This window comes from Halobacillus sp. GSS1 (genome assembly GCF_017307035.1).
Classification (GTDB): Bacteria; Bacillota; Bacilli; order Bacillales; family Halobacillaceae; genus Halobacillus; species Halobacillus litoralis.
Genome location: NZ_JAFLHE010000009.1, coordinates 1 through 24,268 on the forward strand (window position 1 = coordinate 1; position 24,268 = coordinate 24,268).

The 24,268-nt window shown below is 44.5% G+C and carries 28 protein-coding genes; 11 read left to right on the top strand and 17 right to left on the bottom strand.

Annotation, left to right across the window (positions count from 1 at the left end; all coding sequences use genetic code 11):
* Nucleotides 1-262: 262 nt before the first annotated feature.
* The 4 genes from J0K78_RS14785 to J0K78_RS14800 all read right to left on the bottom strand — a co-directional run bounded on the left by J0K78_RS14785 (nucleotide 263) and on the right by J0K78_RS14800 (nucleotide 3,559).
* Complete coding sequence (locus J0K78_RS14785; RefSeq protein ID WP_206947740.1) at nucleotides 263-1,282, bottom strand: thiazole biosynthesis adenylyltransferase ThiF; 1,020 nt, start codon at nucleotides 1,280-1,282, stop codon at nucleotides 263-265.
* Nucleotides 1,283-1,303: 21 nt separating this feature from the next.
* Nucleotides 1,304-2,104 carry an SDR family NAD(P)-dependent oxidoreductase gene (locus tag J0K78_RS14790; RefSeq protein WP_206947741.1) on the bottom strand — a complete coding sequence of 267 codons (801 nt, stop codon included), beginning with the start codon at nucleotides 2,102-2,104 and terminating at the stop codon, nucleotides 1,304-1,306.
* A 190-nt stretch (nucleotides 2,105-2,294) separates the two neighbouring features.
* Nucleotides 2,295-2,450 (bottom strand): hypothetical protein, encoded by a 156-nt coding sequence (locus J0K78_RS14795; RefSeq protein WP_167356080.1) that lies wholly within the window; start codon nucleotides 2,448-2,450, stop codon nucleotides 2,295-2,297.
* A gap of 338 nt (nucleotides 2,451-2,788) precedes the next feature.
* The gene (locus J0K78_RS14800; protein WP_206947826.1) at nucleotides 2,789-3,559 is read right to left on the bottom strand and encodes a LysM peptidoglycan-binding and 3D domain-containing protein; all 771 of its coding nucleotides are present in this window, start codon (nucleotides 3,557-3,559) and stop codon (nucleotides 2,789-2,791) included.
* Between the two features lie 399 nt (nucleotides 3,560-3,958).
* Between J0K78_RS14800 and J0K78_RS14805 the strand changes: the two genes are divergently transcribed.
* Nucleotides 3,959-5,017 (top strand): class I SAM-dependent methyltransferase, encoded by a 1,059-nt coding sequence (locus J0K78_RS14805; protein WP_206947742.1) that lies wholly within the window; start codon nucleotides 3,959-3,961, stop codon nucleotides 5,015-5,017.
* Nucleotides 5,018-5,188: 171 nt separating this feature from the next.
* Here J0K78_RS14805 and J0K78_RS14810 read toward each other — a convergent pair whose 3' ends face one another.
* Nucleotides 5,189-5,956, bottom strand: a complete 768-nt coding sequence (locus J0K78_RS14810; protein ID WP_206947743.1) for a MerR family transcriptional regulator — start codon at nucleotides 5,954-5,956, stop codon at nucleotides 5,189-5,191.
* 214 nt (nucleotides 5,957-6,170) lie between these two features.
* Here J0K78_RS14810 and J0K78_RS14815 point away from each other — a divergent pair, with 214 nt between their 5' ends.
* Complete coding sequence (locus tag J0K78_RS14815; protein ID WP_206947744.1) at nucleotides 6,171-6,641, top strand: DinB family protein; 471 nt, start codon at nucleotides 6,171-6,173, stop codon at nucleotides 6,639-6,641.
* A gap of 120 nt (nucleotides 6,642-6,761) precedes the next feature.
* Here J0K78_RS14815 and J0K78_RS14820 read toward each other — a convergent pair whose 3' ends face one another.
* Together J0K78_RS14820 and J0K78_RS14825 are read right to left on the bottom strand one after the other, a co-directional pair.
* Nucleotides 6,762-7,454: a Type 1 glutamine amidotransferase-like domain-containing protein gene (locus J0K78_RS14820; RefSeq protein WP_206947745.1), complete on the bottom strand. Its 693-nt coding sequence runs from the start codon at nucleotides 7,452-7,454 to the stop codon at nucleotides 6,762-6,764.
* Entirely contained in the window at nucleotides 7,451-8,359 is a 909-nt protein-coding gene (locus J0K78_RS14825) for a formate/nitrite transporter family protein (protein WP_370551142.1), read from the bottom strand. The genes J0K78_RS14820 and J0K78_RS14825 overlap by 4 nt, the downstream gene beginning before the upstream one ends.
* Before the next feature lie 83 nt (nucleotides 8,360-8,442).
* On the opposite strand from J0K78_RS14825, the gene J0K78_RS14830 reads away from it, so the two are divergent.
* Nucleotides 8,443-8,649 carry a hypothetical protein gene (locus tag J0K78_RS14830; protein ID WP_206947834.1) on the top strand — a complete coding sequence of 69 codons (207 nt, stop codon included), beginning with the start codon at nucleotides 8,443-8,445 and terminating at the stop codon, nucleotides 8,647-8,649.
* A 44-nt stretch (nucleotides 8,650-8,693) separates the two neighbouring features.
* Here the strand turns inward: J0K78_RS14830 and J0K78_RS14835 are convergent, their stop codons facing one another.
* From J0K78_RS14835 to J0K78_RS14850, 4 genes are all read right to left on the bottom strand, one after another.
* The gene (locus J0K78_RS14835) at nucleotides 8,694-10,178 is read right to left on the bottom strand and encodes an HD domain-containing phosphohydrolase (protein WP_206947746.1); all 1,485 of its coding nucleotides are present in this window, start codon (nucleotides 10,176-10,178) and stop codon (nucleotides 8,694-8,696) included.
* A 196-nt stretch (nucleotides 10,179-10,374) separates the two neighbouring features.
* Entirely contained in the window at nucleotides 10,375-10,827 is a 453-nt protein-coding gene (locus J0K78_RS14840) for a DUF4064 domain-containing protein (RefSeq protein ID WP_160917045.1), read from the bottom strand.
* 17 nt (nucleotides 10,828-10,844) lie between these two features.
* Complete coding sequence (locus J0K78_RS14845; protein ID WP_206947747.1) at nucleotides 10,845-11,801, bottom strand: ABC transporter permease; 957 nt, start codon at nucleotides 11,799-11,801, stop codon at nucleotides 10,845-10,847.
* A complete protein-coding gene (locus J0K78_RS14850; RefSeq protein WP_206947748.1) occupies nucleotides 11,794-12,714 on the bottom strand; it encodes an ABC transporter ATP-binding protein in 921 nt (306 codons plus the stop codon). Before J0K78_RS14850 ends, J0K78_RS14845 begins: the two co-directional genes overlap by 8 nt.
* 577 nt (nucleotides 12,715-13,291) lie before the next feature.
* Here J0K78_RS14850 and J0K78_RS14855 point away from each other — a divergent pair.
* Together J0K78_RS14855 and J0K78_RS14860 are read left to right on the top strand one after the other, a co-directional pair.
* Nucleotides 13,292-14,434 (top strand): conserved virulence factor C family protein, encoded by a 1,143-nt coding sequence (locus tag J0K78_RS14855; RefSeq protein ID WP_206947749.1) that lies wholly within the window; start codon nucleotides 13,292-13,294, stop codon nucleotides 14,432-14,434.
* 12 nt (nucleotides 14,435-14,446) lie between these two features.
* Entirely contained in the window at nucleotides 14,447-14,875 is a 429-nt protein-coding gene (locus J0K78_RS14860) for a BrxA/BrxB family bacilliredoxin (protein WP_160916192.1), read from the top strand.
* Nucleotides 14,876-14,909: 34 nt separating this feature from the next.
* Here the strand turns inward: J0K78_RS14860 and J0K78_RS14865 are convergent, their stop codons facing one another.
* From J0K78_RS14865 to J0K78_RS14875, 3 genes are all read right to left on the bottom strand, one after another.
* The gene (locus tag J0K78_RS14865) at nucleotides 14,910-16,100 is read right to left on the bottom strand and encodes an MFS transporter (RefSeq protein ID WP_206947828.1); all 1,191 of its coding nucleotides are present in this window, start codon (nucleotides 16,098-16,100) and stop codon (nucleotides 14,910-14,912) included.
* 113 nt (nucleotides 16,101-16,213) lie between these two features.
* On the bottom strand, nucleotides 16,214-16,666 hold the full coding sequence (locus J0K78_RS14870; protein WP_206947750.1) for a GNAT family N-acetyltransferase: 453 nt from the start codon (nucleotides 16,664-16,666) through the stop codon (nucleotides 16,214-16,216).
* Nucleotides 16,663-16,896: a hypothetical protein gene (locus J0K78_RS14875; RefSeq protein WP_206947751.1), complete on the bottom strand. Its 234-nt coding sequence runs from the start codon at nucleotides 16,894-16,896 to the stop codon at nucleotides 16,663-16,665. The genes J0K78_RS14870 and J0K78_RS14875 overlap by 4 nt, the downstream gene beginning before the upstream one ends.
* Nucleotides 16,897-17,111: 215 nt before the next feature.
* Between J0K78_RS14875 and J0K78_RS14880 the strand changes: the two genes are divergently transcribed.
* Nucleotides 17,112-17,258 carry a hypothetical protein gene (locus J0K78_RS14880; RefSeq protein WP_202412554.1) on the top strand — a complete coding sequence of 49 codons (147 nt, stop codon included), beginning with the start codon at nucleotides 17,112-17,114 and terminating at the stop codon, nucleotides 17,256-17,258.
* Nucleotides 17,259-17,302: 44 nt separating this feature from the next.
* Here the strand turns inward: J0K78_RS14880 and mscL are convergent, their stop codons facing one another.
* Nucleotides 17,303-17,794, bottom strand: a complete 492-nt coding sequence (mscL, locus tag J0K78_RS14885; protein ID WP_160916186.1) for a large conductance mechanosensitive channel protein MscL — start codon at nucleotides 17,792-17,794, stop codon at nucleotides 17,303-17,305.
* Nucleotides 17,795-17,905: 111 nt separating this feature from the next.
* Nucleotides 17,906-19,024, bottom strand: a complete 1,119-nt coding sequence (locus J0K78_RS14890) for an IscS subfamily cysteine desulfurase (RefSeq protein WP_370551143.1) — start codon at nucleotides 19,022-19,024, stop codon at nucleotides 17,906-17,908.
* A 97-nt stretch (nucleotides 19,025-19,121) separates the two neighbouring features.
* Here J0K78_RS14890 and nadB point away from each other — a divergent pair, with 97 nt between their 5' ends.
* The 5 genes from nadB (at nucleotide 19,122) to J0K78_RS14915 (ending at nucleotide 23,587) form a co-directional block, all read left to right on the top strand.
* Nucleotides 19,122-20,687 carry an L-aspartate oxidase gene (nadB, locus tag J0K78_RS14895; protein WP_206947753.1) on the top strand — a complete coding sequence of 522 codons (1,566 nt, stop codon included), beginning with the start codon at nucleotides 19,122-19,124 and terminating at the stop codon, nucleotides 20,685-20,687.
* A complete protein-coding gene (gene nadC, locus J0K78_RS14900) occupies nucleotides 20,668-21,519 on the top strand; it encodes a carboxylating nicotinate-nucleotide diphosphorylase (RefSeq protein WP_206947754.1) in 852 nt (283 codons plus the stop codon). The genes nadB and nadC overlap by 20 nt, the downstream gene beginning before the upstream one ends.
* Complete coding sequence (gene nadA / locus J0K78_RS14905) at nucleotides 21,516-22,616, top strand: quinolinate synthase NadA (RefSeq protein ID WP_206947755.1); 1,101 nt, start codon at nucleotides 21,516-21,518, stop codon at nucleotides 22,614-22,616. The genes nadC and nadA overlap by 4 nt, the downstream gene beginning before the upstream one ends.
* A 194-nt stretch (nucleotides 22,617-22,810) precedes the next feature.
* On the top strand, nucleotides 22,811-22,993 hold the full coding sequence (locus J0K78_RS14910) for an H-type small acid-soluble spore protein (RefSeq protein ID WP_115824538.1): 183 nt from the start codon (nucleotides 22,811-22,813) through the stop codon (nucleotides 22,991-22,993).
* A gap of 114 nt (nucleotides 22,994-23,107) precedes the next feature.
* Nucleotides 23,108-23,587 carry a hypothetical protein gene (locus J0K78_RS14915; protein ID WP_206947756.1) on the top strand — a complete coding sequence of 160 codons (480 nt, stop codon included), beginning with the start codon at nucleotides 23,108-23,110 and terminating at the stop codon, nucleotides 23,585-23,587.
* Nucleotides 23,588-23,629: 42 nt separating this feature from the next.
* On the opposite strand, the gene J0K78_RS14920 is transcribed toward J0K78_RS14915, so the two are convergent.
* The gene (locus tag J0K78_RS14920) at nucleotides 23,630-24,244 is read right to left on the bottom strand and encodes a PH domain-containing protein (protein WP_160916176.1); all 615 of its coding nucleotides are present in this window, start codon (nucleotides 24,242-24,244) and stop codon (nucleotides 23,630-23,632) included.
* Between the last annotated feature and the right edge of the window lie 24 nt (nucleotides 24,245-24,268).

Sequence of the window (24,268 nt, forward strand, 5' to 3'; positions counted from 1 at the left end):
GTTTTACAATGTTTTTTTAGTTTTCTAGATCAAGAGAGTACACTGCATCTTTTTCTTCCTTATTATATAGAAGAAAAAATAAAAGCGAGCAGGTCCCTGCTCACTTTTAATAACGTCCTCTTCGTTTCCTCATGAATTTTTTAATGATCGGATATACCACAGGTCCATATTTGAACACCCGTTTTAGTAGTCGTCCCATGTTGCACTCTCCTTATTAGTTGTTGGTCTATATATTCCCTTTTCTTTTCCTGAACAAACCATATCAACCACCAACGATTTTATGATACAACGTTTTCGCTTCCTTGATATCTTTTGTACCGTGGATCAATACACGGCCATCCCGGAAGAAAACCATGCGGTGCTGTGAATTTTTATAGGATAGCAAAAAAGGATTCTCATGAGTCTCTCCATCCGGCAGTCGCTTTTTCAACTCTTCCAGATCTCTTTGCCCCTTGTTACCTGGGCGTATCTGCACGGTGTCTCTCCCGCAAAGAACAGCAACCTTCGTCGTGTTGTTTCCTAATAGATAAGGATAGGTCGGTTCTTCACCACAAGAGGGGCAGCCTTCCTTTCTGACACGGGCGGTTTTAATTGAAGTATAGTCGTTATTCCAAAGATCGAAGGTAACAAGATCTTGACGTACGGAACGAAAATCCCCTACCAGAACTTTCAATGCTTCTACCACCTGATGGGCAGCGACCATTTGAACCGCCGGGCTAATCACTCCAACCGTATCACATGTAGCCGCACCGAGCGGGATGCTTCTCATCAAACATGACAGACAAGGGTTCATACCCGGTATGATGGTATAGGTCATTCCGTGACTTCCTACGCACCCCCCATAAATCCAGGGAATTTGGCGTTTTTGTGTGAAATCGTTGATAAGCATACGTGTTTCAAAATTATCCGTTCCGTCGATAATCAAATCGATGCCTTGTGAATAGCTCTCAAGTTCTTCTGCTTGAACATCACCTACTACCGCATGAATACGGACCTCACTATTCACTTTTTCCAGGCGTGCTTTTGCAGCCACTGCTTTAGGCATACGGTTTTCTGCATCTTTTTCTGTGAATAACTGCTGTCTCTGCAGGTTACTGAATTCCACATAATCCCGGTCAATAACGGTTAATTCTCCTATACCTGCTCTTACAAGCTGCTCTGAACTGCTTGTCCCCAGCGCACCAGCCCCGATCATGAGCACGTGCGATTCTTTCAGACGGCGCTGCCCTTTTTCTCCTATTGGTTGGAAGAGCTGTTGTCTTGAGTATCGTTCTCCTGGCAAAGGGCCCACCTCCTTATTTTCTTATCGCATAACGCTTCCTCCGGATATTTTCAAAGATTCGCCAACAATATTTGTCGATGCCTCCGATAACAGGTAGACAATGGACCGGGCCACTTCATCTGGTTCACTCAACTTTCCTGAAGGAATCCCTTGTTCAGCCGCTTTCCTTTGTTCTTCATAACTTCTTCCTTCCCGTTCCCCTTTTGAACGGATGGCTTCCTGCCCCATCGCTGTGTCTACATAGCCGGGACATACGGCGTTTACGCGAACTCCATGTTCAATAGCTTCATGAGCGAAGGACTGTGTGAACCCTGTAATGGCGAATTTTGAAGCACTGTAAGCGGTGCCGGAATGCGTACCTCGCAAACCAGAAAGGGAAGATAAATTGACAATACTTCCACGTCCGTTTACTTTCATATCTTTATAGATTTCCTGTGTAAAAAGGACGGTAGAGAAATAGTTAAGCTCCATCACCTTACGTAAGTCTTCCTCTTTTAAATCTTCGAGCGATCCTCCACCAATGACGCCAGCTGAATTAACAAGCCCTGTTACCGGACCGATCGCCTCTCTCGCTTCCCGTACTACTTTTATTCGACCTGCTTCATTGTTCAAATCAGCGGTACTTATATAAACTTTCATTTCATCATTTATCGTAGCACATTCTTTTTTTAACGAGGCAAGCTTCTCCTCGTTCCTGCCAGTGATGGTCACATGACCTCCGGAACGGACAATTTCCTTAGCCGTTTCATACCCAATTCCGCCTGTCGCACCAGTAACGAGAATGTGTTCCCCTTTTAATGCTTCACTTGAAAAAATGTTCATACTTTCGCCTCCTTAGCGAATACGATAACCCAACCTTCATGTATGTAAACCTTCCCGAACATAAAAAATCAGCGTTTCATGACTGATCTTGTCATTGAAACGCTGATCCACGGGACAACTCGTTTAAAATAGTCGACCATGTTGATTCTTTTTTTGTTACTTCTCATAGCTACCTCCACGACTTCTAATGCTATTTCCGCTTGTTGGTCTGCTTACGGAAAGAGAATAGAACCTTTCCACTCCGTGTACGCTTCACGCCTTTACCCTTTGATTGAACTTGTGCTTCCGGGCTGTTTTTATAATCCTGATCGAACAGCTCACGAGCTTTTGAGTATAGCAGAGTCATCGTGGTGTCCTCCCTTCTTTTCTTAGTATATAATACGATTCCCCTTGATATTATTAGTAAAACTTCGTAAACGCAAGAAAAATTTATGTTTTATACGTTTTTTTCTAACTGGATCGCTTATTTAAGGAATCATCATTGCTGAACAATATCCGCGAGGGTTGATTTTCAAACGTATTTATGTGGAAAAATGTCATTTTTTATATTTTACAACGTTGGGTAGCCCATATGAAAGAGAAAATTTTTTACATAAATGTTCATTTTTAAAGAGGGCGTTTTAAAACGCATACCAGCGGAAAAACAAAAAGAGACGACCCTTAAAAGGATCGTCTCCATCTATATTATTCATATACTTTTACTTCTACACTTTTACGTCCAAAGTCAAGGGCATCAGAACGATCTGCCATGAATACATCGATACGGTTGCCTTGGATTGCACCGCCGATATCGCCGGCAATTGCTTTACCATAGCCTTCTACATAAACTTCAGAACCTAGTGGAATCACGTTCGGATCTACGGCAATAACTTTTTGATCTGGATTTGCTCTCAAGTCGATTCCAGTTGAAGTTGTTCCGGAGCAACCTTCACAGAATGCAGTATAAGCGGTAGCTTCCATGTTCAACGTTTTAACCACGCCATCGTCTGCTGGTTGGCTGGATGTCTGTTCTGCTCCTGCTGTTTCATTGCTTGAGCTCTGTTCAGATGTGGACTGCTCTGCAACTGCTGCTCCATTTAGAGTTAGTCTCTCTCCTGGATAAATCAGATTGGAGTTCAGGTTGTTCCAAGCTTTCAGCTCCTGCACGCTTACGCCATTTGCTTGTCCAATGCTGTAAAGAGTGTCACCAGATTGAATCGTGTGAACACTGTTGGATGTTTGTGATTGAGCTTCTCCGTTCTGCCCTTCGTTAATAGAAAGTACTTGATTAGGGAAAATCAGATTAGAGTTCAAACCGTTCTCTTCTTTTATATCATTCACAGATACTCCATTGTTTTGAGCAATGCCCCAAAGAGTATCTCCTTTTTCTACTTTAATTTCATCTGCACTTACTGCTGTTGCTGTTACTGCCGAAACCGATGCGACCGCCGCCAAAGAAACAATTGTTTTTTTCATCATGTTAAATTTCCTCCTTGGTAAACAGCTCTCGCTCAGCCCTCGGCTAAGCGCTGTCTCAAAATCACAATTCCTACTGTAACACGCACAGCTCATATGCCAATAACAGGAACACAACAATAACTTTTCAAACATTACATCATCTTTACTTCAGTGTAATAATGCGGTTGTAATGGATAAATGTACCTAAACTAATGCACAAAGCGCTTCGTTGAGTCTATATGTACAACCCAAACCTAAACTCACATTCTATATTTGGGAATAATTGTATGACCTGGTACACCAGATACTGTAAGACCCGGGCATACAATTATTGGGCTATTGCAGAATGGTTGATATTGTAAACGTTTACATTAGCGGTTATAGTTGTACTAAATATTATGGAGAGGTGATCGGTCCATGTTAGGAGAAGCTGCGGTCAAACATCCAAGGGTAACTAAACCTTATAGTGAAAAGCATATGGACGAAACGTTTTCTCACCCGCAATATCGTGTTGATCTTAGACGTTATTCAGAGAAAGAGTACAATAAGTTTGTACGCCTAAACACGGTATCAGATTGGTCCCTATTGTCATGGAAGGATGTAGGTAAACCTTTTGAAGTCACGAATTACTCCAAAGAACGGACGGAATGGGAGAAAAAGAATGACCAAGTGATGGATCCGCACACTTCATGGACCTATTTCAACAAATCTTTTCATGAGTGGTTCATCAAAGATGTACCTCAGGAAAAGAACCAGAGCAAAAAACATTTCTTGCGAAGCCTCACTTCATTTAAGCCTGTACAAGTAAAACAAGCGATTGGTGATCTTGTTCAACTGCAGTTATGGAATTATGTCCATAGAATACAGGATGGAATTTGGGACCCTCGTGGCAAAAGGGCTCTTTTTGAAGGATTGCATGTCGACCGCCCCCGTATTCTCTTTCTAGGAGCGGCGGAAGGTTACGAAGCCATGCAGCTTGGGGCCATGTATCCAGGAGCAGAAATAGTCATGGTCGATTATGATGAGTTTTGCAAGACCACACGGTTTGGCGAATTCCCTGAGCATTATCCTTTCTTAGGGGAAAATCCTAAAACAGGACAGTGGAAAGTCATATATAAAGATGACCTGAACATCGAATATGTCGTTGACGATATACGTAACCTTGATTTCGGTAAAGAATTCGATATCGTCCTCTCCGTGGGTCTGTTGGAACACTTTCCTGATGAATACAAGCCGGAAGTCGCTGACTGGCACCGACGCTTTCTAAAAGAAGGCGGCTATGCGATTATGACCACTCCCCGCAACCAGTTTCGCTCCCGTCTTTACTATCATGTCATGGCCGACGTGATGAACCATACCTACCGGGAACTCATGACTGTCGAACAAATGGGACTCTATATGTATGAAGCAGGATTTGATATCCTCAGACACGGTTACATCAAAGTACACAACGGACTCATTTGCCAACCCCGTTAATATGTAAAAATATGTATGACCTGGTACGGAAGAAAAAGGAACAGATCGATTGAAGAAAAACTCAGAAATAAAACCGATAGGCGCAATCATTTTGGCTGCGTCTATCGGTTCTTGATTTGGTGGGAATAATTGTAAGACCTGGTCCTGCAATCATTCCCTCCCCTTTAACAGTTATTTCTCTTTCTTCTGGTCGCAGTAAGCGTGCATGGCTTTACTTAGGAATTCGGCATAACCTTCTTTCCATTTGTCGATGTTTTTAGTAAAGCGAGGATCGTTGACGTACATATCACCCAACCCTCTGAAAATATCCAGACTGCACTCGTAAAAGTAATTAGTGATGTGCTGACGTTTTCTATCAATCAACTGCTGAACATCAGGGTCAGAAGGGTCACGATCCATTAACTTTACAAGCTCGCGGTCAATTTCATCTCCTTCTTGCTGAATCTTCTCCCAATCTTCCTTTGTATATTGAGAAGCTTTCTGTTTGGATTGCTTGTATGCGTCCGTGTCCCCCCAACGCTCCTCCACTTCTTTCTGATAATTTTTCTGATGGGCTTCAATCTCACTCTTATCAAACGGACGGAAACGGTCTTCATTTCCCATATGATCTTCTCCTTCCAACGATTGGAGCGTCTGATCCACCGACCGGATTAACCGCTCCAACCGTTTTTTCTTTTCTTTTAAAATCTCACGGTGGTGCTGCAACGCTACAGCTTCATCAAACTCAGGGTCATCCAAAATCTCCTTGATTTTTTTCAAAGAGAAATCCATTTCTTTAAAGAAAAGGATCTGCTGAAGACGCGCCAACTCTTTTTCACTATATAAACGGTAGCCTTTTTCACTTACGTGGCTCGGTGATAACAAATCGATGTAATCATAATGGTGCAGTGTGCGCACACTGACCCCTGTCATCTCCGCCATTTCTTTCACTTTAAACATCCGGTGATCACCTCACATTTAACGATAAGCTATGACGTAACGTCAGAGTCAACTTCTTTTTTAAAAAAATCATATGTAGGTCTTTCTATGCAGAAAGCAAAAAACACTTAGGGCGATTTTCGTCGTTTCATGTAGTTTTCCGTTTCGAAAAGGGATTTAGTCGAAGCTCGGAGAATAAGAGGAGGAATAACAATTTTAATAAGGTTGTGTTCCTATGAATATGTACTGCCAGAGCGCTTTTCATCAATTAGAAATCGTTATAGCATCCATTTCCGAAATGGTCGGTCAGTTATCCGAAAAAGATTTGACCCTAAGACCCACAGAGGGAAAGTACTCCATTGGGGAATTGCTCGAACACATTGCAGTAATCCCTGCGGCTGATGGGCACATCGCAGAAGGGGCTTCAAAAGCAGAGATGGAGCACTTCTATGAAACGGTATCAATGAAAACAAAAGATGACATCTTAGAACGTCTATTTGAAAACTTCGCTCAACTTAAAACACAATTCGAAAACTACACCGAAGAGCATCTTCACACTGAAACCACGTCCTGGTGGGGTGTGACGAATACACGTTTTGAATGGCTGATCCAAACAGTCGCCCATATGTACCACCACCGCGGTCAATTGCATGCCATGTTAGTCCATACCTATAAAAAAGATCCAGAAATCCTATTGTTTGAGTAGCAGCTAAAGTAACTGTACCAGGTCATCCATAATATGGATGACCTGGTACACCTATTTCTTCCATTTTATCCGCTGACAAAAAACACCCCCATGCTGATCATTCAGCATGGGGGTGTTTCGTCAGCCTAAGTATTTCATTTCCAGTTCATTCTCTTCCACTTCCTGACCTTCCACTCTTACATAATAACCTTTTGCCCCTATGCGTGAGCTCACGTTTTGCACAGGTTCTGTGTTCACGAAATGTACGGCCGCTCCATCATCCAGTGCATAGCCTGGACGAATCGATCCATCTTTAATAAAAGATGTGTATGCCGGTTTCCGCTCGCCCTCCCCATCATAATGAGGGCAGCAGCTTCCCGGGAGAAATCCAAGGCATTCTAGTGGTTCCAGCTGGTCACCGTAGGAATCTGTCACTCCTTCATCAAACCAGCAAATGGCCCCTGCACTGATACCCGCAAGGACGACTCCCTGTTCCCACGCTTCTTTCATGATTTCATCCAAACCCCATTCACGCCAAAGGACGAGTAAGTTCTTCGTCGATCCTCCACCAACGTAAATGATGTCCTGGTCGAGTACGAATTTTCGTAAATCTCTCGTGGGTGGCTTGAACAAGGACAAATGAGTGGCTTCAGCCTTCTCTTTGAACGCTTCATAGAAACGTTCGATGTAACTATCCGCATCCCCGCTTGCCGTAGGGACAAAACAGATTTTCGGTCTTTCTTTTTCCACTTGATTCAACACATAATCATCCAACAGCGGGTTTTCTGGCTCCATTGAGAAGCCACCTCCACCCATAGCTATGATTTGTTTCATGGTTTAGCCCCCTTCTTATTCTTATTTCTTCCCAGGGATGTTTGAATGTCCTCTTTGTAAGCATAAGAGAACAAGAGAGAGACCAATATGGCTCCTCCAATCAGATTTCCGATACTGGCAGGTACAAGGTTGAAGAAGATATATTCATACCATGTGTATTTATCAGAAGCCAAGATTCCCATACTGAAATACCCCATATTCGCAGCACTGTGCTGGAAATTACCCGCTACAAAAAGAACGACAGGTAACGTTGTTCCAAGGATTTTACCTGTTAAATCCCGGGCAGAGGTCGTCAGGAAGGCCGCCATTCCGATAAGCCAATTGGCAAGTACACCGGAAATCAGAACTTGAAACCATCCTTTGACTCCATGGTCCATAAACTTCATTTTATGATCCAAATACATTTCCAGTTCAGGATAGAAGGTACTGGCGAATGAGCCGGACGATTGGATCAGTACAGCCACAAGAAAGGCTCCAATGATGTTCCCGATATAAGTGGACATCCAGAATTTATAAATATTCGTTTTCATCAAACCTGCTTTGTTAAACAAGTAGGAGGGTAAAAGAACATTGATTTCCGTAAAAAGGACAGCCCCTGACATGAAGACCATCGAATATCCTGCCGCGAATCCCAGACCGGATAAAAGGTGATAGATTCCTTTCGTTTCAACCCCGACGGCAAGAAGTATGGAAAAAACGGCTCCGAAGGTCATAAAAGACCCTGCCGTCAGCGCGAGTAAAAACTGAGCAGGGAAAGGCTTGTTTAAGTGATCCCTTCCCTTTTCACCAAATTCATCTACGATTTGGGACGGAATATAAAATTGTCGACTCGGTCGATCTATTTGCTGATTTGAATCATTGTTTTCCTTTACATCTGCTTTCTGTTGTTTTTCCCCGTTTGCCACAGTCATCCCTCCAATGATTCTCACATTCCCGATTCCCTTAAAAAATAATCTCCCCTGTCTGTATAACCTGAAGCGTTTGAGAAATGGTAAGAAAAACAAGGAAAAGAGGAATGAAGATGGCTAGAGATGAATTCTGCCTCGCTTGCGATGGAGAAGGTCTGCTGATGGATGATGAAGAGTGGCGCTATACTTGTAAAGTTTGCGGTGGCAGCGGTCTGCGCCCCCAGGAAGGAAGCGTCTATGATCGCCAGAGTGCGGATGTCGATGCAATGAATCGCTACCTGGACTAACTCCATAATATCCTTGGATAATAAGATAAAAAAAGCGCTCATTCTCAGCCGAGCGCTTTTTTACGTGAGTCCTGTCTCATTTCAACTAAAAGCAATTCAGCAAAATACGGATCCCACTGTGTCCCTTTTCCTTCTTCTATGATTGCTAACGCTTGTGAGACCGGCATTCCCTGACGATATGGCCTGTCAGATGTCATGGCGTCAAACGCATCCGCTACGGCCATCAGACGGCCAAATAAGGGAATCTTATCCCCTGCAAGTCCATCGGGATATCCATTCCCATCATACCGCTCATGGTGATGACGCACTCCTGCCAAAACAGGAGTAAGAGATTCCGGAAGCTGAACTTGCAAAAGAATTTGAGCGCCGATTACCGGGTGCTCCTTAATTTTCGCGAATTCCCCCTCGCTCAAACGACCTTCCTTCAGCAACACATCATCACGAATCCCGATTTTCCCGATATCATGAAGCAGCGCTGACTTTTTCAACAAGTCCAATTGTCTCTCATCAAAACCAGCCCTCCGCGCGATCAAGTCCGAGTATTCAGCTACCCGCTTCGAATGACCGGCAGTATAAGGATCACGTGCGTCGAGCGTTGCAGCAAATACGGTGAAAAAGCTCTCGAGCAGGCGTTCGTTTTCTTCGTCTCTTTCTTTTATACCGGTAACCATGTGATTGAATCCTGAGACCAACTCGGCAAATTCATCGATATACAAGTTATCCATCGAATTCATCTCACCTCGCCGCACATCTAGAAAGCGTTCGCTCAAATGCTCCATCGGCTCCTGGATACTTCGATAGAGCAAGAGGGCAGCGAGCGCCCCGATCCCCATAACCACAAGAGCGATGATAGAAGCCCAGTTCCAATACCCATTCACCCCGTCCCCTTCAGACAGGCGGACTTGAGATGCCAGTAAGAAAAGAACGACAGGGAAAACTGCAGTAAACATGGAACTCAAAAACAACTTGGTCTTAATACTGATGGATGTTTCCCTTTTATAATCCATAAGGGCGCCTCTTTCATAAATCGAAGGCAGCAATAATTGTACTGCCCGGTCTGTCATAAAGAATTCTATCAAAGCATGCATGACAGCAATTAAGACTGCCCCCATCCATGCGTAACCTATGTAATAAAGCGGAAGGTCTACAAGTCCACGTTCGATTGCCCCCCAGGCTAAAAGGGAAGCAGGAATCGAAAGCCCTAGTAAGTGTGGGCCTAGAATCCGTTTCACCGTCAACTGAGGAAATTGATGCGCCCTAAGCAACGCACTCTTCACCTGCTCGGGAGCAGGTGAACCTTTTGCGAACAGTTGCTGAATAGGGCGGACATGGCGCTTGTACATCATAATCTCGGCCGTTAACATGACCCCGACAGACACCAGCATGACAAGGATTAAATACATCATTTCTTTCATTTCAAGCTGAAGCGTGTAGAAAATAAACAAGCTTCCAACACCGCAAACAGCTACCGCCGATCCCCATATATAATTCACCAACATACGTCTTTGGAAAAAGTGGAATGGTTCCATTCATTAAGCTCCTTCAATACATTCGTTTCTTCTCTCCTTATTCATTCAACAAAAATCGACGAATTCCTACATTTTCAAGCTCTCTATTTTATGAACTTTTCGTTACAACGGTTTTTCTCTCCTCCTATATGACGGGTCTACATTTTTAATGGATGACAAACAAAAAGCGCGGCTATAGAGCCACGCTTTTTCCTATCTAATAACTGATTGCTTCGTCTGTTGCTGTCTTTTTCGGTTTCCGGACAAGCGCAACAATTCCAGCGATCAAATAAGCTACACCTCCGAACAATCCCATAAAGACCGTAGCAAACGTAAAGATAATTGCGGAAATGATCAAAATGATTCCTGCTGCTTTCGGCTTCTTATTCCCTTTAAGGAATACGGCGGCGAGAATCCCTAACCCAATCGCAATCAAAGAAGCGATCAACACAAACATCGCGAATGACCCCATCATTTCAAACATCTGCGTCATATCTGTGGAACTCATTTCCCCTTCCATCTGGACTTCCGGGGAATTCATGAAGTTTTCAATTTCTTGTTGTATTTGCGGATTATCCGCAGAGTTTAACAATATCCCACTCAACAGAACGGGAAGTCCAAAAAGAACAATTCCTATGATAGTAAGAACGATTTCTACCGTACGTTTCAATTCCTTCTCCTCCTTTTTTATGATCCAGCTACGTCACGTTTCGTAAAGAACCCCCATGATAAAACCATGAATACTACATAATATACCGCTAAAACGGCGATGGAAAACCCAAGGGAAGTCCCGGATACGAATGGTGTCCCGGCCATATATTGACTCAAATCCGTATTGGCAAACAGGATATATTTCGCCCACTCTTTGTCCATGAAGAAAAGCACAATGGAACTCCCAGCCATCATGAGGAAAATCGCCAAGCCGATCGCAAGGGATGTATTCCTGAAAACAGAAGCGATCATAAACGCGAACGTAGCCATCATAATTAATTCTACAAAACTAAATAAGTATTGTGAAACAGTAAATGAAAAGATGCCGGCATCTTTAATCTCACCCGCTTGAGTATATACATACGTCTGAGAAATGCTGCCCATTCCAAACAATAAAGATCCTACTAAAAAGGACAACAGATATAAGATAAAAAGCATACCCAAAGCATAGATGACTACGGACACATATTTTGCTAACAGAATCTTCGCTCTTGAAATCGGGCGGATCAATAAAAGTTTAATTGTCCCCCAGCGAAACTCATTGGCTGTAATTCCTGCAGCTACAATAATTGTGAATAGACTAACCAATGCAACAAGATCCCGGTTATCGCGAACGAAATCCCACGCATTATAGGGTGTCGGTTTCAAGTCATTTTCTATCCGGTATTGGTTCATCTCTACATTCGTATAAGCCGGGTACTGAATTTCCGGTGGTTGTTCCCCTGCAGACATCAATTGCTCATTCTGCTGCTCCAGTTCCTGTTTCCAATTGTCTCCGGTCGGTCCTTCTCCACCCGTAATCGCATCATCGATTTTGAGAAGAGTCCCTATCCCCACAATTAAAACCACCAAAAGAATAGCCATGATCCACGTCGCTTTTTGATGATAGAGCTTCATCTGTTCATTTTTAATGAGTTGAAAAAAGTTACTCAATGGATCCCTCTCCAATCAAATCCAAGAATTTATCCTCAAGCGTAGAGCGGGTGACGTTCACACTGTAAATCTGGATTCCTTTTTGCACGAGATTTGCAACAACGGTAGGTATTTTTTCTTTTTTTACGGTGAAGGTCAGAAGTTCTTCCTTTCGGCTCACTTCCTTACCTGTCATCTCTTGAAGAGCGATCATCGTTTGATCTACAGGTGTTGCTTCAATGGATACTTCTTTTTCATCTGTTTGCTGGAGAGCATCCTGAACGGTTTGAATGGAAATCAGCTCTCCATTTTTGATGATGCCGATCCGATCACACATCATCTCCATTTCAGAAAGAATATGACTCGATACAATGACTGCAACCCCTTCTTCTTCTGCCAGTCTTCGGATATACGCACGGATTTCCCTAATGCCCGAAGGATCCAATCCATTTGTAGGTTCGTCAAGGATGAGTACGGACGGTTTATGTAAAAGGGCCTGAGCAATTCCAAGACGCTGACGCATCCCAAGTGAATATTTCCCCACTTTTTCCTTCATCCTCTTTTCCAATCCAACAAGTTTTACAACTTCCTTGATCCGCTCCTCTGTAACACCAGGCATCATACGGGCATAGTGAACGAGATTCTTCCATCCACTCATGAACGGGTACATTTCCGGATTCTCTACGATTCCACCGACGTGACGGATCGCTCCTTTGAAGTTGTTCTGCACACTTTCCCCCTGGATGATCACATCCCCATCCGTCATCGTCATCAACCCGACCATCATCCGGATAGTGGTTGTTTTACCGGCTCCGTTAGGTCCCAGAAAACCAAACACTTCGCCGCCGTAAATATCAAAATCCAAGCCTTTGATAATTGATTTATTGCCAATTGTCTTTTTGACATTCTTCAACTGCATGACAGGCTCCGACATTTTTCCCCCTCCTTTTATTCAACACATCTAATGTACGTCACAGAATCAATCTGGTTTCACAATTCATGAAAAATTTTACAATGTTCAAGTATATGGCAGGATTGTGGAAGACTCAGTTTCGAGGCTTTTGTTGAGTGGGTGGGGCTGCGGGGAATAACTCACTTTCCGCGGGAGCGCGGCGAGACTCCTATGGGACGTGTGGGACAGGTGAGACCCCGGAAGGCGTAGCCTGAGGAGGCTCACCGCCCGCCCCATGGAAAGTGTTCAAATGCGGAATCGTCCTGGTAGAAACGACTGGCATAAGCAGAACAGCAACGGAACGTGTTTTTTATTCCGTTGCTGTTCTGCTTATGACGCGAGTGTCTGGACGATGGAGCTAGACGAACCTTTTCCCGGAGCCCCTAGAATCACACAAACGCCTCGAAACCAAGTCTTCAAAGAAAAGGGAGCTTTAGTGGAAGAAGGGGGCGGATGCGTGGATGAGCTTGGGAATCTTTGATAAAATGAAAGCATGGAATGAGGGGGATCCCTCTGAACCGGATGAAAAAATGATCAGACCGTTAGGGGGTTATACTCAGTGAAAATCGTATCCATTGAACCGACACCTAGTCCAAATTCAATGAAAATCAACTTGAACGAGACTTTGCCGGACGGCGAAACTCACAATTATAAAAAAGATGATGAACTAAATAAGGCACCTGATTTTGTCCAGCACCTTTTTGAGATTGAAGGTGTCAAAGGCCTTTACCACGTGACAGATTTCATCGCTTTAGAAAGGAATGCACGCGTCTCCTGGGAAGCGATTCTTCCTGAAGTAAGGAAGGTTTTCGGATCAGAGTCAACGGAAGAAGCACCTTCACAAAAGCAGGAAGAACCAGATGAACATTTCGGGGAAGTCCGTGTATTCGTTCAAATGTTCCGCGGCCTGCCGATGCAAGTGAAGCTTGAGGAAGGCGAAGAAGAAACACGTGTAGGGCTTCCTGAACGTTTCATGGAGGCAGCTATGAAAGCAGCTCCCGCTTCTCCGAACATGATCATGGAGCGTAAATGGGTGGAACAGAACCCGCGCTATGGTGACGTGGCTGAAATTGGGGAACAGGTAAAAGAAGAACTTTCGGCAAGTTATGACGACGAACGACTGGAATCTCTTGTTAAACAAGCGTTTGACCAAGAATCGGTTGATGTCGAACCGAAGGAAGAAAAGGCGAAAATCAGCTTGGAAACACTGGATCATGAGGATTGGAAAGTTCGCTATGCGGCTTTAGACCGAATGGATCCGACCGCAGAGGATTACCGCCTGCTTGATAAAGCTCTGGATGATGAGAAGGCTTCGATCCGACGTCTGGCAACGGCGTATCTTGGAATGATTGAAGAACTCGAAACACTTCCCTATCTCTATAAGGCGCTCAATGACAAAACGGTCACCGTACGTCGCACAGCCGGGGATTGCATTTCGGATCTCGGCTTCAAAGAAGCGATGCCGAAAATGATGGAGTCCCTTTCCGATTCCAACAAACTCGTTCGCTGGCGAGCAGCGATGTACTTGTATGAGCTTGGCGATGAATCAGCCCTTCCCGCCTTGAAGGAAGCCGCTGATGATCCGGAATTCGAAGTTCGTCTGCAGATCAATATGGCCATCGAAAGAATTGAAGGCGGCGAAGAAGCTAAAGGATCCGTGTGGCATCAAATGACTCAAGCGACTAAGAAAAAACAACAATAGGAGGCTACAATTATGAACCCATATGAAGCATATATGAAAGAAATCTCCCAGCCGATGCGTGATGAATTGACGAACGCCGGCTTCACAGAATTGACGACCCCGGAGGAAGTGGACACGTTCATCAGCGAAACAAAAGGAACGTCCCTTGTAGTCATTAACTCTGTCTGTGGATGTGCTGCTGGATTGGCACGTCCTTCCGCACGCGAATCGCTCAAAAATGAAAAACGCCCGGATAACATTGTCACAGTCTTCGCCGGTCAGGACCGCGAAGCAACCTCACGTATGCGTGACTATTTGGAAGGCTACGAGCCGTCCTCCCCTTCCATGGCTCTTTTGAAAGATGGACAGGTGCTCCACTTCATCCCTCGCGAAGAGATTGAGGATTATGAAGTAGAAGAAATTGTAGAAAATCTCACGAATGCCTATAACCAATACTGTTAACAAAAAGTGCCTTTCTCATTGGAAAGGCACTTTTTCATGCAGTCTTGGTTTGATCCCCGCTTTTTTCCGGCTTGATCAATACGACAACAATCAATAAAAGAAGACCACCTAAGACCCCACTGGCGATATAACTAATATTCAAATATTCTTTCATAAGCAGCGACATTAACGGCGGACCTGCTGCTACCCCTATGAATCTTGAGGAACTGTAAAAAGACGTAATCGTTCCACGCTCTTCTTTTTCAATCCCTTCTGTAATGAGCGCATCGAGAGTCGGGAGCATCCCGCCAATCGCCGTACCTAATATGCTGGTCACGACTAAAAGCAGAAACAACTTCTCATTCACATACCCCACAAAAATCACACTTGCCGATACCATAATCAATGCAATGACGAGCACCCATTTCATGACGGTGGTATCTCCTTTGATTTTCTTTCCGGTCACAAAGGCGGATACACATAACGTGAAAAGCGGAATCGCGAGTACGAATCCTTTTTTCACCCCTTCGATGTTATGAGTCTTCTCTAAGATATCGGACATGAAGAACAGAACCGCAAACAAGATGAGCATGGCGTATGCCCCCAATAGAAAAACCGGATACAGCCATTTTCCTTCCTGTTTGAAGATCTCTTTCGTTTTTTTCAGAAATTGCTTGAACGGCTGTGGTTTTTCCTTTTTCCCTTTAGGAACTTTAATAAAAAAGAAAACGAGAACAATGGAAATCAAACTGAAAAAGGAAATCGAAAAGAACGGCAAAAACCATAAAAACACAGCAAAAATAGAACCCAGGATCGGACTGAGTACTTTTCCGAACGTATTCGATGTTTCAATGATGCCAAGGCAAGAGCTCGCTTTTTCATCATCGTCTTTATATAAATCTCCGACGAGCGGCAGAATAATCGGAGTCGCTCCGGCTGCGCCAATCCCCTGCAGGATACGTCCAATCGTAATCCAGAGAAACGGATCTTCTAACTTCCATGAAGAAAAACCGGAGATAAGCCCACCAATAAAAGCCAGGACCAGACTCGGCAAAATAATTAATTTTCTGCCGAAACGATCGGATAAGTACCCGGCGACAGGTATAAGAATGATTGCCGCTACAGAATAGCTGGTGATGATTGTGCTTGATTGAAAAGATGTGATGCCAACCTTTTTCTCGAAAATCGGCAATACTGGAATCAGCATTGAATTTCCGAGCGTCATCACAAGGGGAATGGAAGCCATACTGACTAGACACCAACGGCTTACTTTGTTTTCCAATGCAATTCCTCCTACGTATTCATAAACGTAGGATGCCCGATTCCTATAGATTCACGAGGAGAAAAATTTGGATATACTTATGTCGCTTTTGTATAAACTTTAATGGATTCTCCAGCTATGTCATAAGCTAACCCTTCTTGTCCCCATCCATATTTTTCATAATACCCCTCGAGGTCTGTGGCTAAATGCAGAGTATCGTAACCTAACCTCCCGGCTTCTCCACTCGCATGACGGAGAAGCTGTTCTCCGATCCTTTGTCCTCGATGATCCGGCTCAACATAAAGACAGGCAAACCATGGGCAAAGATCCTGGCGACTGTTCATATCATTTCTGAGCAGAGCATATGTGCCAATGATTTCTTCTTCATCCAATAGAATATAAAACAAAGGCAGTTCATCCTCATCTTTCAATGATTGACGGATGCAGTCTTCATACAGCTTGAAGTTATTTTCACTTCCCCACTGCTCCCAAAAAAAGTTAGTCGCAAGGCCGACCAAGTCCTTTCTCTCTTGCAATGAACTGATTTTCATTCCTTTACCCCTCTCGCTTCACTAAACTTATTTGTTATGAAAACAGCTATAAGCAAAGGCAGAATTAAAGTAACCGCAGGCAGAATCCTTACAAAAATTGATGGTTCCTCTACGGTATTTACCATCCATGGATCTGTATCATGAAGCACAGTCAAAACTAAACCAGCCCCCCAGGAAACAAGCCCATAGCTTAAAACCAACGTAAAAATGAAGACGATAACTTTCTTCACAGAATCACCTCTACCTTTTATACGAAAACGAACTCCTCAAGTTTCAACCTTCTTTTTAAAACAATAAGTAGATGACAATAATCAAGGCAATCATGCCATCAATGAGAACAATGACCATTGATTTCATTACCATAAAATAACACTGGATTCACTTTCCCTTAACAAAGGACGGGTATCTTTTATACGTAACTCACTTTGGAAAGGGGATTTTTTACATGTTGAAGAAATGGATGTTGGCGTTAGGTTTAGTATCTGTTTTGACCCTTGCTGCTTGTGGTGGAGAAGAAGACGGCGAAATGGAAGATGAACAAATGGAAGAGCAGGAACAAAGTGACACAGAGAGCGAAGACAGTTCAGAATAATACATGAAAAATAAAAGGCGGATCCTCTTCAGGATTCGCCTTTTTCATTTGATTCGCCATTTCGTCTTCACTTGCTGACGCGGAGAAGGATGGGCTTCAAGTGAAGATGAGCAATTCGGGCAGATGACTGCCTGAGTAGGAATTGGCATACAGCAATAGGGGCACTCTTTTTTTGTCATCCCATGCAAAGGGTGCTGATGAGGTTTTTTCCAACGATTGATTTGGCGTACGACAAGAAAAACCGCAAACAGGATGATGATAAAACGAACGGAAGCCGTAACAAACAGACCATAATTGATGGTAGCAGCTCCCGCTTCTTTAGCAGCCGTAAGCGAAGGATAAACCGATCCATCGAGGCTTAGAAACATATTTTCAAAATTCATTTTTGTATACAAAACACCAACAGGCGGAAGTAAAATATCAGTCACTAGTGAATCAATAAATCCACTGAAAGCGGCACCTAAAACCATCCCGACACCCATATCAACGGCACTTCCACGGACGGTGAACTGTTTGAACTCATGAAACAACCCCAATTCAGGCTCCTCCCCTCACCCATCATCCTATGAGTGATAAGGACAAACTATGATTCAGAAGGAAGTCCTTCGTCCATGGGGCAAAGAACAGATGCAGGTCCTGAAATCCAGTTACTTAGCCACGGTTGGTTTGTGTAGCTCATTCAAAAAGAGGGCAAGTTTCTCTACCTGTTCATTTGTCTGTTCATGGCTGAAAGAGAGACGAATGAAAGACTTGGCCTCTTCAGCCTCACAGCCCATCGCCAGTAATGTACCTGGAGGCCCTTGGCTGCCCGTATGGCAAGCACTGCCTGTTGAAAAATGAAAATCACGCCGATTCCCTTCAAGCATGGCCCATTGTCCTTCTACTTCAGGCAGGAGCAGACCAATAATGGGCACGGAGCTTTCCGCCGTGTCTCCGACCACCCTCCACTCTCCTGCTTCCAGAAATGTTTTTTTCAATTGCAGAATTTTCGACTCGATCCTAGATCTTTCTTTCACCATTTTTTCAGCGGCGACCGTAAATCCAGCAATGCCTGGTGTGTTAACAGTACCCGCTCTGACGCCCCCTTCATGGGTACCACCTGGAGTTTTCGGGTGGGAAGAAAGGGACGGACGAATATAAACCGCTCCTACCCCCTTCGGCCCGTATAATTTATGTGAACTGACTGAGAGACTATCGACATAAGGAGCCACTTCCTCTAACGCCATTTTCCCAAAGGACTGGACACAATCACTATGGAAAAGAATGCCGTGCGGTCGACAAAGATCAGAAAGCTCCCGAATCGGCTGCACCGTTCCAATATCGGAATTCACATGCTGGATCGCCATGAGGACCGTATCCTCCTGGATAGCCCTTGCTACATCTTCCACATGAACAATGCCCGCTTCATTCAATTGCACCCTCGTTACCTTATAACCCTCTCCCTCGTATCTTTGAATAAGATTTCGTACAGAAGAATGCTCCGCCTCGGTGGTAATGATATGCCTCCCTTTTCCCGCTTTCAAAAGAGCATCCAACGCAAGTTCATTGCTTTCCGTCCCACCGCTTGTAAAATAAACCCCTTCCCGTTCAATCCCCAGCAGATCCGCTATTGTATTCCGGCATTGATCCAATAATGCATGAGCTTTTGTACCGGAATCATGTAAACTTTTCGTGTTGGCAAAGTAATGACGAGTGGCATGCACGTATGCCTCTATCGCATCCTCATCCATAGGGCATGTCGCAGCATAATCAAAGTATCCCTCCACATTTCTCTCTCCTTTTTGATCCAAATCTCTTGTCAATAGTTTAACAGTGTGTAAATATAAGTGTAAATACACATGTATACTTACGGAGGTTAAACTCATGATTCGGACCGCAGATATCATCATCATCGGTAGTGGCGTAGCGGCCTTACAACTCGCCCGACAACTTCCCGCGGACAAAAATGTGATTATTATCACAAAGTCCTCGCTCGGTCATGGAAATTCTCGTTTAGCGCAAGGTGGAATTGCTGCAGCTATCGGTGACAGTGATCATCCCTTTTACCACTTCATAGATTCAGTCATTGCTGGACAATCGATGAATAATCATCAAGCGACCCTCATGATGACGGAAGAAGCTCCGCAAATCATCAGAGAACTGGAAACGGATGGATGTGCCTTTGATTATGAAGAACAAGGCATCCTGGCCCTTGGAAAAGAAGGCGCCCACACCCAGAACCGTATTATCCACGGGGGTGGAGATCAAACAGGAAAAGTCCTTATGGATTACTTGATCCAATCCCTTCCCCAACATGTAGAAATTTTTGAGAATCATTATGTATTTGAGTTAATGACAAGTGAGGAAGGATGCTGTTTCGGAGTAAAAAGCAAAGATGCTTCCGGCATTCATGAATTCCACGCGCCCCATACCGTCCTTGCGACAGGAGGTTGCGGCCAGTTGTATGCTTCCACATCCAACGCTCCTTCTGTCACCGGGGATGGAATGGCACTCGCCTATCAGGCAGGCGCGGAACTTGCCGACATGGAATTTATCCAGTTCCACCCTACCCTTTTGTACATCCAGGAAAAACCAGTCGGCTTGATTTCGGAAGCGGTGCGCGGAGAGGGAGCGGTCCTAGTTGATAAAAATGGGACACCGATCATGGAAAACATCCATCCTCTGAAAGACCTCGCCCCAAGGCATGTCGTTTCTCAAACGATTTATCAAAAAAGGAAAAACGGGGATGACATCTATTTGGATATAGGCGGCATGGAGGGATTTCAAAAAAGGTTTCCCCATATCACAAATTTATGCCGGCAATACGGTGTGGATCTACATAGAGGACAGATTCCAGTTGCGCCCGGCTGCCATTTTTCTATGGGCGGCGTGAAAACGGATATGGCGGGAAGGTCAACGGTCAAAGGTTTATACGCTATTGGAGAAGTTGCTTGCACAGGGGTGCACGGAGCCAACCGGCTGGCAAGCAACTCCCTTCTTGAAGGACTCGTCTATGGAAAAAGACTGGCTAAACATTTGCAAAATGACTCGGATCCTTTCTTTCAAGCTAAGGAAACCACTAAAAAAAGACCCCCCCTCCCTTTCAAACTCCCATCTAAAACCGAAATCCAGGAGCGGATGATGGAAAACGTCGGCATCATGAGGGATGGACAAAAGTTGAGTAACCATCTGCAGTGGTTGGAATCGTTCGCTCGACCTTCCAAATGGAGGACCTATGACATAAGTATGCTCACATTCGAGCAAATGACGAGAATGTTCATGCTGCAAACATGCTGGCTGATCACCTATTCGGCTCTAGAGCGTGAGGAAAGCCGGGGCAGTCATTATCGCAGCGACTTTCCTGAAGAGCAGTTGGAATGGCAAAACAAACAAATCATCAGACAAAGAACATTAGAAATGAGGGAAGTCCATGAATCCATGGAGACGTAAACAACAGTTAGAAGCCTTTTTCACGGAGGATATTGGGGAGCATGATTACAGTACCGACTTTTTATTTCCGAAAAGTCACCATGGCAGGCTGACCTTTACATCCAAAGCAGAAGGGATATTCTGCGGAGCAGACATCATTATCGATGGCTACCAGCTGCTGGACGCTGCCATTTCGGTCGACCTCTATATTCATGATGGAGATTGGGTGCGTCCAGGAGACACGATTGCCACCATCGATGGTCCTGTGGGAGAACTTTTAAAAGGGGAACGTGTCATCCTCAACCTCATACAACGGATGAGTGGAATTGCCACACTGACAAACAAGGCCGTCGAAGCTTTGAATGATGAAAACATCAGAATTTGTGACACACGTAAAACCACCCCAGGATTACGGTCTTTTGAAAAGTATGCCGTCCGGACGGGGGGCGGATACAACCATCGTTTTGGACTTTATGATGCCGTTATGCTGAAGGATAACCATATTGCATTCTTCGGTTCGGTTCGAGAAGCGGTCGCCCGAGCCAAAGCAGCGGTCGGTCATACGGTCAAAATTGAAGTGGAAACAGAAACGGAAAACCAGGTCGTAGAGGCTGTAGAAGCAGGTGCCGATATCATTATGTTCGATAACCGGACGCCGTCAGAAATCCAACACCTCTCCACCCTGGTCCCTGCTTCGATTACGACGGAGGCCTCGGGAGGAATCACGCTCGAGACCTTACCTGATTACCGTGGTCTTGAAATTGACTATATTTCCCTCGGATTATTGACCCATTCCGTCAAAGCCCTTGATATCAGCGCCCGTGTAGCCACAACAAAGGAGGAAGTACGATGAATCTTTTTGAAACGATTGAACAGAATACGCTGCCTGATCGATATAAGACAATGGAAACGAAGGACCTTGAAGAGAGAGTGCTCCAGATCAAGAGAGAAATGGGAGAGAAGCTTTTCTTACCTGGCCACCATTACCAAAAAGATGAAGTGATTCAATTTGCTGATGCACGTGGAGATTCTTTAAAGCTTGCTCAGTTATCCGCGTCCCAACATAAAGCGGAAGCCATCGTTTTTTGCGGCGTTCACTTCATGGCCGAAACCGCAGACATTTTAACGCGTGAGGATCAGCACGTCTATCTTCCCGATATGCGCGCAGGATGTTCAATGGCAGATATGGCGAACATCCAACAGACGGAAAAGTCATGGGACCGTCTCATGGAACTTTTCGATGATACCATCCTTCCTCTGACCTATGTGAATTCAACGGCAGCCATCAAAGCTTTCGTAGGAAAAAATGGCGGAGCCACCGTCACCTCTTCGAATGCGGCGGATATGTTGAAGTGGGCGTTTTCCCAGAAAGAACGGATTCTTTTCCTTCCCGATCAGCATTTAGGAAGAAATACAGCTTACGACCTCGGGATCCCGCTTGATCAAATGGCTGTCTGGGATCCGATTGTAGATGAACTGATCTATGACGGTCCTCTAGAAGCTGTCAAAGTGATTCTATGGAAAGGACACTGCTCTGTTCATGAAAATTTTAGAGTTTCTAATGTTGAACAGGTCCGTGCCGATCACCCTAATATGAAAATCATCGTCCACCCGGAGTGCAGCCGTGAAGTTGTAGAGCTTTCTGATCTCTCAGGTTCTACTAACGCCATCATCCAGGCGATTGAGAATGCTCCACCTGGAAGTGAATGGGCCATCGGAACCGAAATGAACCTCGTCAATCGCATCATCCAGGAACATCCGGAGCAGCACATCATTTCATTGAACCCGAGGATGTGCCCATGTCTCACGATGAACCGGATCGACCTTCCACATTTGGCCTGGTCACTTGAATCGATAGCGGAAGGTCAGCCGCAGAACTTGATACGAGTCGAGTCTTCTGTTGCTTCTGACGCACGAAAAGCATTGGACCGGATGTTGGTGCGGGCGTGAGGTTTAATGCTAATGCCCTGCTGGAGGGGGTAAAGTGACTCAACAGTGAGTGAAAGTGTCCTGACTTTTTTCGAAAGTGATGAACGCGGATTTAAAGTGCCCTAACGTACGCGGAAAATGACTGAACGTTATTTTGAGGAGAATACCACGCCCCATTCTTGAGAATATTACGTTTAAAAGGAGGGGTTGTTGAGATGAACAAAGAACGCGCAAAAGAAATCTTCAAATCTGAAGACATGATTCCAGTCATGCACGAAGACCGTGAAATTTACATCGAAGAGGTTATTGAACGTAATGAAATGGCGCGCATTCACCCGACGGATCAGCCGAACATCGTTCAAAAGGTTCCATTATATGAATTGAAAGAACAAGAATAAGGCAAAAGCCGCACTCAGAACTGAGGCGGCTTTTCTTTATTAGGTGTGTACATCCTTCCACACTTGCTTAATAATGGAAATATAAGGATTGGATATACATATGAGGAGGATTACATGAGGAAATTATTTTGGGTGTCGTGCTTATTCTTTTTAGCTGCTTGTTCGGAAGCTGACACAGAAGAACCCTACACGGTTGAAGATGCGAAAGAAGATGGACATGTGATCGTTGAACATCAATCGGAACAATTTGATCAAATAAAAAACGGAGCCCTGGAAGTCGAAAATGTGAAAGAAATGGCCACTTTCATTAAAAATGTGGAACAAGGAACGGAAGACGATCTTGACGTCTCCATCTTCAGTCCAGAGGGTTCCCATTACCAAAACTCCTTCTCCTACGATGGAGAGGCCATCCGTTTCGTCAACAATTATGGTGCCTATCCGTCGTCTCCTGCCGGTACATTCGATTGTGAATACGTGACTCGTCGCGGGCCTATGGTGTATGTGAGCAACTGCCAATCAGAAGAAGGGAAAGATCTCTCCACTCTGCTAAGCTTTGTAGGTACCGAAAAAGCGTTTAGAGAAGCTGCAAATTAAACAAAACCCGGACCATGTGATTAAACATGATCCGGGTTTTCTTTAATTCTGAATATATTTCTCAAACACATCGTCAAAGTCTTTACGGGTATTCTCTTTGTACTTTTGTATAAACCAATCATACGCAAAAGTAGCCGCTTCACCGAACTCTTTTGAAATGTCATTTTCATGGAACCGGTTGTCATGGATAAGGTCCTGCGCCATTCCAATACTGTCTTTTGCAAAAGCCGCCTGGCGCTGATTTTCCTCCTGAATTTGAGAGATGGACACAAGAGATTTATACAAGTCCGCAATCGCTTCTCCTTCATCCTTGGCGATGTCGATGCTCATGTACTGATCACCGATGTAAAACTTGATTTCTAAATCCAGGTCGATCGTCCCTGCCGTCTCCACAGATACATGGCGAATCGGATGCTGGTAATAGTCATAGCGCTTAATGTTCCGTTTGCTGCTTGTCGCTTTGTCACCATCGAGGTGGATAAGCGCCCGGTTCGTAAAGCAGTATTCATCACTTTTTGACTTGATCAAAAAATGGATTTTCTCCCCGTCTTCCGTCAATACAAAATCATCGGACTGCGCTTTATCAAAGTCTTCTTTTCTGATGATCTTTCCAATGTCACTCAACCCTAATGCATCACTGGCCATTTTCTTGAACATGCTTCTACCCCCTGAATGATTGTA